Genomic DNA, 11,071 nt, shown 5'->3' on the forward strand with positions numbered 1-11,071 from the left:
GGTGAAACAGGTTGTGCAGAACTACAAGAGCGGCGAGCTGGCGCTGCTCGACGTGCCGGCGCCGGGGTGCAAGCCGGGCGGTGTGCTGGTGCGCAGCGCCTACTCGCTGATCTCCACCGGGACCGAGCTCATGAAGGTGTCCGAGGCCGGCATGTCGATGGTGGGCAAGGCCCGTTCACGGCCGGATCAGGTGGCCAAGGTCGTGCAGAGCGTCGCTGCCAACGGGGTGCCTGCCACCTACCGCAAGGTGATGGGCAAGCTGGACTCCTACACGCCGCTGGGTTACTCGCTGTGCGGGGTGGTCGAGCAGGTCGGCGCCGGGATCGACGATGTGGCGGTCGGCGACCTCGTGGCGTGCGCCGGCAACGAGCACGCGCTGCACGCCGAGTTGAACTGGGTGCCGAAGAACCTCTACGCCCGGGTGCCGGACGGCCTCGCGCCGCGGCACGCCGCCTTCGGCACCGTCGGGTCCATCGCGCTGCAGGGCGTCCGCCAGGGCGAGTCACGGCTCGGCGATGCGGCGCTGGTCATCGGCCTCGGGCTGATCGGGCAGCTGGTGGTGCAGCTGCTGGCCGCCTCCGGGGTCCGCGTCGTCGGGGTCGACCCCGACCCGGTGCGCTGCGAGCTCGCCGAGCGCCTGGGTGCGGCGGCCTGCGGCGATCCCGCGTCCGCGGCCGTGGAAGCCGCCGTCGCCGAGCTCACCGGCGGTCATGGCGTGGACCAGGTGTACCTGGCCGCCGGCGGCGGCAGCAACCAGCCCGTAGAGCTGGCCGCCCGGCTCTGCCGGGACCGCGGCCGGGTCGTCGACATCGGCAAGTGCCGCCTGGACCTGCCGTGGAACGCGTACTACGAGAAGGAGCTCGACGTCCGGTTCTCCCGGTCGTACGGCCCCGGGCGCTACGACCCGGAGTACGAGCTGGAGGGTCGGGACTACCCGATCGGCTATGTGCGCTGGACCGAGCGCCGCAACCTGGCGTGCTTCCTCGATCTCCTCGCCCGCGGCAGCGTCGACGTGGAGCCGCTGGTCTCCCACGTCGCCGCCTTCGCTGACGCCGTCGAGACGTACCAGCGGCTGAAGGACGGCGATCTGAAGGCCGTGGCGGTGCTGTTCCGGTACCCCGAACACGAGTCGGAAGCCCAGGCTCCGGCGGTGGCCCTGCCCGAGGTGAAGGGACGCGGCGGCGGAGCGTCCGGCACGGCCAGAGCCGCCAAGTCGCCGGTGCGGCTGGCATTCGTCGGCGCGGGCAACTACGCGAGCTCGATGCTGCTGCCGCACCTGGCACAGCGCGACGGCGTCACGCTGTCGACCGTCGTCACCACGACCGCGCTGTCCGCGGCCAACGCGCAGCGGAAGTTCGGCTTCGCCGAGGCGACCACCGATCTCGACGCCGTGCTCGGCGACAAGTCCATCGACGCGGTGTTCGTGGTCACCCGGCACAGCTCGCACGCCGAACTGACCCGGAAGGCGCTGCTGGCCGGCAAGACCGTGTTCGTGGAGAAGCCCCTGGCCCTCACCGAGGACGAGCTGGCCGGCGTGCTCGCGGCGGTGGAGGAGTCCGGCAACGACCGGCTCCAGGTGGGCTTCAACCGCCGGTTCGCGCCGCTGCTGCTTGAGGCCAGGAAGCAGTTCGGCGCCCGGACCGGCCCGGCGAGCCTGCGCTACCTGGTCAACGCGGGCCGCCTGGAGCACGGCAGCTGGTACCTCCGGCAGGGCGCCGAGGGCTCCCGGTTCGCCGGCGAGGGCGGGCACTTCATCGACACGGCGAGCTGTCTGCTCGACGCCGACCCGGTCTCGGTGTACGCGGTCGGCACGTCCGGGAACGAGGGCAGCGGCGACATCCAGACGGTGCTGCGCTACCCGGACGGGTCCACCGCCGCCATCAGCTATGTCACCACCGGCCCGGCCGGCTTCCCCAAGGAGACACTGGACCTGGTCGCGGACGGCCACGCGCTGCGCCTCGACGACTTCGTCCGCGCCGCCGTCTACGACGGCCGCCGCAGGCGCTGGGTCGGTTCACGGCTGCCCAAGGCCCGGGACAAGGGCCAGAACGCCGAACTCGCCGCGTTCGTCAAGGCCGTGCGGACCGGCGGGCCGATGCCGGTGCCGCTGGAGTCGCTGGTCGCCACCACGGCGGCCACCCTCGCCGTGCAGACCGGCCTGGCCGGCGGCGCGCCGGTGACGTTGGCGAGGGCGCGATGACCGTGAGCGCGGGAAGTGCGGGCTGGTACCTGCGGCGGCTGTCCCGGATGGGGCCGCGGGAGGTCGGCGGCCGGGTGGGCGACGCGGTGCGCAGGCGGCGGTGGCGGTCGGGCCTGCCGGACTGCCCGAGCGTGACCGGCGCCCGGTTCACCGCGGCACTGCCCGCGGGGACGCTCGCCGCGGTGCCGCCGGACGCCGCGAAACGCCTCCTCGCCGAGGCGGACCGGCTGATGGCCGGGCACGCCGTGTACTTCGGGGTGGACCGCGACGACCTGGCGGACCCGGACTGGCAGTACGACCCCAAGACCGGGCGGCGGGCTCCGCGGGGCTACGCCTTCGACGTGCCGTACCGGGACGAGGACGCGGTCGGGGACGTCAAGCAGATCTGGGAGCCGTCCCGGCACCAGTACCTCACCGTGCTCGCCGCCGCCTACGCGACCACCGGGGACGAGCGGTATGCCGAGCGGGTGGCCGGGCATCTGCGGTCGTGGTGGGCGGCCAACCCACCGCTGCGCGGAGTGCACTGGACCAGCGGCATCGAGCTGGGTATCCGGCTGCTGTCCTGGGTGTGGATCCGCCGGCTGCTCGACGGCTGGCGCGGCGCGGCCGGGCTGTTCGAGGGCAACCCGGCGGCGCTGAACCAGATCTGGCACCACCAGCGCTGGCTGGCCGCCTTCCCCAGCCGCGGGTCTTCGGCGAACAACCATGTCATCGCAGAGGCCGCCGGGCAGTTCGCCGCAGCCTGCGCCTTCGGGTGGTTCCCCTCATCGGCGCGCTGGCGAGCCGATGCGCTGCGGTCGCTGGAGCGGCATCTGCGGAGCAACACCTTCGGCTCCGGCCTCAACCGCGAACTGGCCACCGAGTACCACGGCTTGGTGCTGGAACTCGGCCTGGCAGCGGTGGCCGAGGCGGATGCCGCCGGCGTGCCGGTCCCCGCATCGATCCGGCTGGTGCTGCTGCGGATGACCGACGCGCTGGCGGCCATCGTGGACAGCCGGCTGCGGCCGCCGCGCCAGGGGGACGCGGACGACGGGCACGGTCTGGTCGTGGACGGCGCGGGCGGCAACCGCTGGGCCTCGCTGCTGGCCACCGGGGACGCCGTGTTCGGCCGGCTCCCCTGGTGGCCGGCGGTGTCCGGGGCCGATGTGCGCACCCCGCTGCTGGCCGCGCTCATCCGGCCTGCCGCACCGGCCGCAGCCCGCCCGGCAAGCCGGCCGGGCCACTTCGCCGACGCGGGGCTCACCATCCTGCGCGGTCCGGAGGAGATCTGGTGCCGCTGCGACGGCGGTCCGCACGGCTTCCTGTCCATCGCCGCGCACGCCCACGCGGACGCGCTGTCCGTGGAGGTCCGGCACGACGGGGTCGACGTGCTCGCCGACCCCGGGACGTACTGCTACCACGGGCAGCCCGAGTGGCGGCAGTACTTCCGGTCGACCCTCGGCCACAACACCCTGCGATTGGACGGCGGTGACCAGTCCGTCTCCGGCGGCCCGTTCCTGTGGACCCGGCATGCCAGGAGCCGCGTCCTGGTCGCGGACACATCCGACGCCTCCGACGGGGGGACGGCCCGCTGGTGCGCCGAGCACCACGGCTACCAGGGCGTCGTGCACCACCGCCGGGTGGAGCTGACGGCCGCAGCCAAGGAGCTGAGGGTGGTCGACGAGGTCCGCGGCCGACACGGCCCGCGCCGGGCCGTGCACCTGGCGTTCCACCTCGGCCCGGCGATCGCCGCGGACCTGGTGGGGAACCGGGCCCTGCTCACCTGGACCCGGGACGGCGAGGACCGCTCCGCGGTGCTCGACCTGCCCGGGCAGCTGTGCTGGCGGGCGCATCGCGGCGAGAGCAACCCGCCGCTGGGCTGGTACTCCGCCGGCTTCGGGCGCAAAGAACCCACCACAACGCTGGTCGGCGCCGGCTTCGCCGACGCCGCCGCGCCGCCGGCGGAGTACACCACCGTACTCGGGTTCCGCGGCTAGGGAGGAGACGCGTGCGGATCAAGTGGCGGCGCCGGGCGCTGCCGACGGCGCCGCTGGCGCTGGCCCTGCTGGCGGCGACCGGCTGCGAGAGCACGCCGGACGCGCGGCCGGAGCCGACCGCCGCGCCGTCCACGTCCGCGGCCCGGGTGTGCGCCAAGCCCGCGGCCGGGCCGGCGAAGGCGCCGGCCGGCGCGGTGACGGTCGACCCCGCGGTGCCCGGTGACCTGGCTGCGAAGACCAAGAGCAGCCCGCCGAACACCACGTTCTGGCTTCGACCGGGCAAGCACCGGCTCCGGCCGGACCGCTACGCCCAGGTCATCCCCAAGGAGGGGAACAGCTACCTCGGCGCGCCGGGCGCGGTGCTCGACGGCCGGAAGACCAACCAGTACGCGTTCGGCGGCGCCGCCCGCGACGTCACCATCCGCCACCTGACCGTGCAGGGTTTCGTCGCGCCGCACGACGAAGGCGTGGTCAACCATGACTCGGCCGACGGGTGGGTGATCGAGCACGCGACGATCCAGAACAACTCCGGCGCCGGGCTGATGGCCGGCGCCCGCCAGCAGGTCCGCGCCAGCTGTCTGCGCGGCAACGGCCAGTACGGCATGAACGCGTACAAGGCCGCCGGCCGCATCAGCGACCTGGTGGTCGAGGGCAACGAGATCGCAGACAACAACAAGGACGACTGGGAGCGGCGGCGGCCGGGCTGCGGCTGCACCGGAGGCGTCAAGTTCTGGGCCGTCAACGGCGCCGACATACGCGGCAACTGGGTGCACGACAACCGCGGAGCCGGGTTATGGGCGGACACCAACAACAACGACTTCCGCATCGAGGACAACCTGCTCGAGGCCAACGACGGCGCCGCACTGATCTACGAGACCAGCTACAACGCGGTCATCCGGAAGAACACGATCAGGCGGAACAACTGGGTCGAGGGCCGTAGGCACGCCGACCGCGGCGACAACTTCCCCTTCGCGACCGTCTACCTGTCCGAGTCCGGCGGCGAACCACGGATCCGAGCCCGTACCGACAAGATCGAGATCTATCGGAACGTGCTGGAGAACAACTGGTCGGGGATCACCCTGTGGGAGAACGCCGACCGGTTCTGCAACAGCCCGGCCAACACCTCCTCCGGTGACTGCACATTGCTGGTGAAGAACACCGACCGCTGCGCGCAGCCGGCGATCGCCACCGCACCGCTCTACGCCGACTGCCGGTGGAAGACCCAGCGGGTGGACATCCACGGCAACCGCTTCGTGCTGGACAAGTCCGTCGTCGACTGCACGGTGAAGTGCGACCGCATGGCGGTGCTGGCCAACTACGGCACCTATCCGGACTGGTCGCCGTACCGGGGCGAGCGGGTGGCCGAGGCGATCACCCGCAAGCAGCACAACCGCTGGCACGACAACGTCTACCTCGGACCATGGAAATTCGTCGCCCACGACCCGGGCCGGGTACTCGACTTCCGGCAGTGGCAGGGCACGCCGTACCGGCAGGACGCGGGCAGCACCTTCCGGGCACGGGACGGTGGTTGAGATGAGCCCGAACCACACGGACCACACGGACCATACGGACCGCACGGATCATAGGGACCGCACAGGCCACACGGATCACACGGAGAAGATCGTCGGGGCGGTCTGGGGGCTGCTGATCCTCAACACGCTCGGCTCCACAGGGGCGAAGACCATCATCCCGCTGCCCCGCTCCCTCATCCAGATGGTCACCATGGGAGCGCTGGTCGCCGCGTTCGCGCTGGCGCTCGCGGTCAACCTCCGGCTGCGCATCCGGCCCAGCGCCTATGTGCTCCTGCTCACCCTGCTGCTGGCGCCGAGCGTGATCTCCAGCGCAAGCCTGGAGTCCGGGTTCGGCGCGCTGTTCCGCTGCGCCCGGCTGGCTCTCTTCGTCGGCACGCTGTGGCTGCTCAGCCGCTGGTGGGACGGCAGCCTGACATTCGTCCGGCACCACATCCGGATGTACGTCGCGGTCCTCGGGTCGGTGGCCGCCGGCGCGCTCATCTCACCGGGCGCCGCCATGCCCGAGCTCTACGGCGGGCGGCTGGTGGGCGCGTTGTGGCCGCTCACCCCGCCGCAGATCGGACAGTACGCCGCGGTGATCACCGGGCTTGCCGTGCTGCTCGTCCTGGGCCGCCGGACCGACCGGGGCAGCGCGGCGGCGGTCATCGTGCCTGCGGTCGTCCTGCTCGCGCTGACCCATACCCGCACGGCCACGCTCGGCCTGCTCATCGGGCTGGCGTTGGCGATCGGCTCGCTGATCCTGACCAGCGCCGCCGCCCGCCGGTTCTTCGCCTGGGCGGTGCTGTGCGCCGCCGTGGCCGCGGTGGGGTTCAACTCGGCGCTGCAGGCGTGGTTCCTGCGCGGACAGAGCCAGGAGAACTTCACCAACCTCACCGGTCGGGCCAAGGTCTGGGACGCCCTGCTGGCAGCACCCCGGACGGCCTCGGAGTACCTGTTCGGCACGGGCCTGGGCGACAAGTCGTTCGGCGGGCTGCCGATCGACAACAGCTGGCTGGCCGTCTACCACGAGCAGGGTCTGACCGGCGTCACCCTGGTGGCGGCGATCATCATCACACTGGGCGGCGTCGCACTGCTGCGGCCGCCGTCGCTTTCGAGGGCCTGCGCGATCTTCCTGATCAGCTACTGCGCGATCGCGTCGTACACCGAGGCCGGGCTGGGCGACGCCTCGCCGTATCTGCTGCATCTGGCCGTGGCCGCCTCGCTGCTGGCGGCGCCTGCCGCGGCCGCTCCCCTCTCAAGACCCGAAGACCCTCGACGACGCATCCCGCAATGGGCCCGGAGATCGGAGGTGACCTGAACATGCACGGCATTCACGTTCTAGCAGTGCACAACCGCTACGCCTCGGCGCAGCCGAGCGGGGAGAACAAGGTCGTCGACCAGGAGGCGGCGCTGCTGCGCGGAGCCGGCCACCGGGTCGACGTGTTCGAGCGGCGCAGCGACGACATCGCCGCCCGGTCCCTGCTGGGCAAGGCCGCGGTGCCGCTGCTGGTGCCGTGGAACCCGGTGGTCCGCGCGGAGCTCGCCGCCCGGCTCCGCACCGAGCGGCCGGACGTGGTGCACATCCACAACGTCTTCCCGCTCCTGTCGCCGGCGGTGCTGGCCGCCTGCGCCGACGCCGGCGTGCCCGCAGTCGCCACACTGCACAACTACACCCAGGTCTGCCCGCCCGGCACGCTGCAGCGGGACGGCCGGCCGTGCACCGAGTGCGTCGGGTCCGCGCCGCTGCCCGCCGTCCGGCACGGCTGCTACCGGGGCTCCCGGCTGGCGACGGCGCCGCTCGCGGTGAGCCTGTCGGTCAACCGGCGGCGGTGGTGGACCGGCGTGGAGCGGTTCTTCTGCATCTCCGCGGCGCAGCGCGACGTCCTGGTGCGGGCCGGCATGCCACCCGAACGGATGGCGGTGAAGCACAACTTCGTGCCAGAGCCGGACGCCCGCCGAGTGGGCGACGGCGAGCAGCTGCTCTATCTCGGCCGGCTCGCGGAGGCCAAGGGCGTGCGGCTGCTCATGGCCGCGTGGGACGAGATCGCCGCCGGCGGAGGTGTGGGCGTGCCGCTCGTGATCGCCGGCACGGGGCCGCTGGAGCGAGAGGTGACCGCCTGGGCGGCGGGCCGGCACGACGTCCGGTACGTCGGCCTGTACGACCCGGAGGAGTGCCGGCAGGCCGTCGCGCGGTCGGTCGCCGTGGTGGCTCCCTCCACCTGGCTGGAGGCGTTCGGCCTGGTGGTCGTGGAGGCGATGGCGGCCGGGGTCCCGGCCGTCGCCGCCGGTCACGGCGCCTTCGTCGAACTCGTCGAGGACGGGGTGACCGGGCTGCTGCACCGGCCGGGCGAGCCCGCCTCGCTCGCGTCCTGCCTGCGCCGGATCACGACCGATCCGGCAGGCAACCGGGAGATGGGCCAGGCGGCCCGGCGCCGTTACGAACAGGGCTTCAGCCCGGCCGTCGGGCTGGAGCGCCTGGTGGACGGGTACCGCACCGCGATCGCGGGTCGGTCCGGCGGCGGGGGCAGCCCGCCGCCGTCAGGGGACGAGAACACTGGCTCGCTGCGGGGGCGCCCGCGCGAGCGGGATGGGGGCAGTAGATGACACGATGCCGACTCTGCGGCTCGGCGGCGCCGGTGAGCGTCGTCGACCTCGGGGCGACCCCGCCGTGCGAGAGTTTCCTCGCCGCGGACCAACTGGACCAGCCGGAGCCGACGTACCCGCTGCACCTGCGGGTCTGCACCGAGTGCTGGCTCGCGCAGATCCCTCCGCTGATCACGCCGGAGGAGACGTTCACGCAGTACGCGTACTTCTCCTCCTACTCGACCTCCTGGGTGGAGCACGCCCGCGCCTTCGTCGCCGACGCCGTACAGCGGCTGGGGCTCGGCGCCGACGCCTTCGTGGTCGAGGTCGCGAGCAACGACGGGTACCTGCTGAGGCATGTGGTGGACCGCGGGATCCGCTGCCTCGGCATCGAGCCGTCGGTGAACGTCGGCGCCGCGGCGCGGGACGCGGGTGTGCCCACGCTCACGGCGTTCCTGGACCCGGCCACCGGCGCCGGCGTCCGCGCCGAGCACGGCCCGGCGGACCTGGTCGTGGCCAACAACGTGTACGCACACATCCCCGACGTGGTCGGGTTCACCCGGGGACTGCGCGCCCTGGTCGCCGACGACGGCTGGGTCTCCATCGAGGTGCAGCACCTGCTGACCCTGATCGAGGAGAACCAGTACGACACGATCTACCACGAGCACTTCCAGTACTACACGGTCGCTTCCGCGGCCCGGGCGCTGGCGAGCGGCGGACTCGCGCTCGTGGACGTCGAGCTGCTGCCCACGCACGGCGGCTCCATCCGGCTGTGGGCCCGGCCGGCCGAGGCGGCCGGCGAGCCGGCCCATGGGGTGTCCCCCGCTCCGGGGGCCTCTCCCGGCCGAAGGCTGAGGGAGGAGCCGAGAGCTCGGGGAAGGGTGGCCGACGTGCTGGACCGGGAGAAGGCCGCCGGGCTGCAGGAGCTGTCCGGGTACACCCAGTTCTCCGCCCGGGTGGCCAAGGTGCGCCGGGACCTGCTGCGGTTCCTCATCGAGGCGGCCGAGCGCGGCGAGACGGTCGTCGGCTACGGCGCCCCGGGCAAGGGCAACACCCTGCTCAACCACTGCGGCATCCGGCCCGACCTGCTCGCGTACACGGTCGACCGCAACCCCTACAAGCACGGCAGGTTCACCCCGGGCACCCGCATCCCGATCCTGCCGCCCGAGCGGATAGCCGCCGACAGACCGGACTACGTCCTCGTCCTGCCGTGGAACCTGCGGGCCGAACTGGTCGAGCAGCTGTCCTTTGTGCACTCCTGGGGCGGCCGACTGGTCTTCCCCATTCCGGAACTGAGCATTGTCGAGGTGAAGCCTTGAAGGTCGTACTGTTCTGCGGCGGCTACGGGCTGCGCATGCGCAACGGAACCTCCGACGACGTGCCCAAGCCGATGGCGATGGTCGGCCCGCGACCGCTGATCTGGCACGTCATGCGCTACTACGCGTACTACGGGCACACGGAGTTCATCCTGTGCCTCGGGTACGGGGCCCACCACATCAAGGACTTCTTCCTCAACTACGAGGAGACGACCTCCAACGACTTCGTGCTGCGCGGCGGGCGGACGGAGCTGCTGTCCACCGACATCGCCTCCTGGACGATCACGTTCGTGCAGACCGGCATCGAGTCACCGATCGGGGAGCGACTGCGCCGGGTCCGTCGCCACCTGGACGGCGACGAGATGTTCCTCGCCAACTACGCCGACGTGCTCACCGATGCCCCGCTGCCCCAGATGATCGACCGGTTCGCCCGGCGCGACGCCGGCGCGTCGATGATGGTGGTGCCGCCGCAGTCCTCGTTCCACTGCGTGGACCTGGGCGACGACGGCCTGGTGGGGGGCATCACCGCGGTGAGCGAACTGCCGCTGTGGGAGAACGGCGGCTACTTCGTGCTCCGCCAGGAGGTCTTCGACCACATCCCGGAGAACGGCGACCTGGTCGCCGACGGATGCACCCAACTGGCCAAGCGCGGACGGCTGGTGGCGCACCGGCACCGCGGCTTCTGGAAGCCGACCGACACCGTGAAGGAGCGGGCCGCGCTCGACGAGGCCTACGCCCGGGGCGACCGCCCGTGGGCCGTGTGGGAAAGGGACGGCGTGCGGGCGGGCGGGACCGGCGGCGGGATCGGCAGCGGAATCGGCTCCGGAGCGTGGGCGTGATCCGGCTCGGGGCAGAGCGCCTGGACCGAGTCGTCGCGGTGGGCGCGCACTGCGACGACATCGCCATCGGCGCCGGCGGAACACTGCTGACGCTGTGCCTGTCGCGGCCGGGCATCCGCGTCGACGCGCTGGTGCTCTCCGGCGGCGGCAGCGAGCGGGAGCAGGAGGAGCAGGCCGCGCTCACCGCCTTCTGCCCGGACGCCGACCTGCGGCTGACCGTGCTCAAGCTGCCGGACGGCCGGCTGCCGGCGCACTGGGAGGAGGCCAAGGCCGCGGTCGAGGAACTGCGCCTGCGCACCGAGCCGGATCTCGTGCTGGCCCCGCGCACCGATGACGCGCACCAGGACCACCGCGGCCTGGCGAAGCTCGTTCCCACCGCGTTCCGCGACCACCTGGTGCTCGGCTACGAGATCGTCAAGTGGGACGGCGATCTCGGCCGTCCGGCGGCGTACCAGCCGTTGTCGCCGGAGGTCGCCGAACGCAAGGTGCGGCTGCTGCAGGAGCACTACCCCTCGCAACGGCACCGGCCCTGGTACGACCGGGAAGCCTTCCTCGGTCTTGCCCGAATCCGCGGCATCGAAAGCCACGCGCGCTACGCCGAGGCGTTCGCCGCTGCCAAACTCACTCTGAACCTGGGGGAATGAAC

Annotated in this window: 8 protein-coding genes; all 8 read left to right on the top strand. The window is 72.4% G+C overall.

Features of this window, described 5'->3' with window-relative positions; genetic code table 11:
- Position 1: 1 nt before the first annotated feature.
- The 8 genes from QCN29_RS06625 to QCN29_RS06660 are packed head-to-tail and all read left to right on the top strand — an operon-like array spanning position 2 to position 11,069.
- Positions 2–2,200 carry a bi-domain-containing oxidoreductase gene (locus QCN29_RS06625; RefSeq protein WP_279926775.1) on the top strand — a complete coding sequence of 733 codons (2,199 nt, stop codon included), beginning with the start codon at positions 2–4 and terminating at the stop codon, positions 2,198–2,200.
- Positions 2,197–4,176, top strand: coding sequence for a heparinase II/III family protein (locus QCN29_RS06630; RefSeq protein ID WP_279926776.1), 1,980 nt, complete (start codon positions 2,197–2,199; stop codon positions 4,174–4,176). Before QCN29_RS06625 ends, QCN29_RS06630 begins: the two co-directional genes overlap by 4 nt.
- A gap of 11 nt (positions 4,177–4,187) precedes the next feature.
- Positions 4,188–5,708: a right-handed parallel beta-helix repeat-containing protein gene (locus tag QCN29_RS06635; protein WP_279926777.1), complete on the top strand. Its 1,521-nt coding sequence runs from the start codon at positions 4,188–4,190 to the stop codon at positions 5,706–5,708.
- Between the two features lies 1 nt (position 5,709).
- The gene (locus QCN29_RS06640) at positions 5,710–7,005 is read left to right on the top strand and encodes an O-antigen ligase domain-containing protein (RefSeq protein ID WP_398859137.1); all 1,296 of its coding nucleotides are present in this window, start codon (positions 5,710–5,712) and stop codon (positions 7,003–7,005) included.
- An 11-nt stretch (positions 7,006–7,016) separates the two neighbouring features.
- The gene (locus tag QCN29_RS06645; protein WP_279926947.1) at positions 7,017–8,291 is read left to right on the top strand and encodes a glycosyltransferase; all 1,275 of its coding nucleotides are present in this window, start codon (positions 7,017–7,019) and stop codon (positions 8,289–8,291) included.
- Entirely contained in the window at positions 8,288–9,589 is a 1,302-nt protein-coding gene (locus QCN29_RS06650; RefSeq protein WP_279926779.1) for a class I SAM-dependent methyltransferase, read from the top strand. The genes QCN29_RS06645 and QCN29_RS06650 overlap by 4 nt, the downstream gene beginning before the upstream one ends.
- The gene (locus QCN29_RS06655) at positions 9,586–10,425 is read left to right on the top strand and encodes a glycosyltransferase family protein (protein WP_279926780.1); all 840 of its coding nucleotides are present in this window, start codon (positions 9,586–9,588) and stop codon (positions 10,423–10,425) included. Before QCN29_RS06650 ends, QCN29_RS06655 begins: the two co-directional genes overlap by 4 nt.
- Entirely contained in the window at positions 10,422–11,069 is a 648-nt protein-coding gene (locus QCN29_RS06660; RefSeq protein WP_279926948.1) for a PIG-L deacetylase family protein, read from the top strand. Before QCN29_RS06655 ends, QCN29_RS06660 begins: the two co-directional genes overlap by 4 nt.
- Positions 11,070–11,071 lie beyond the last annotated feature (2 nt).

The sequence above is a fragment of the Streptomyces chengmaiensis genome (assembly GCF_029846775.1).
Lineage (GTDB): Bacteria > Actinomycetota > Actinomycetes > Streptomycetales > Streptomycetaceae > Streptomyces > Streptomyces chengmaiensis.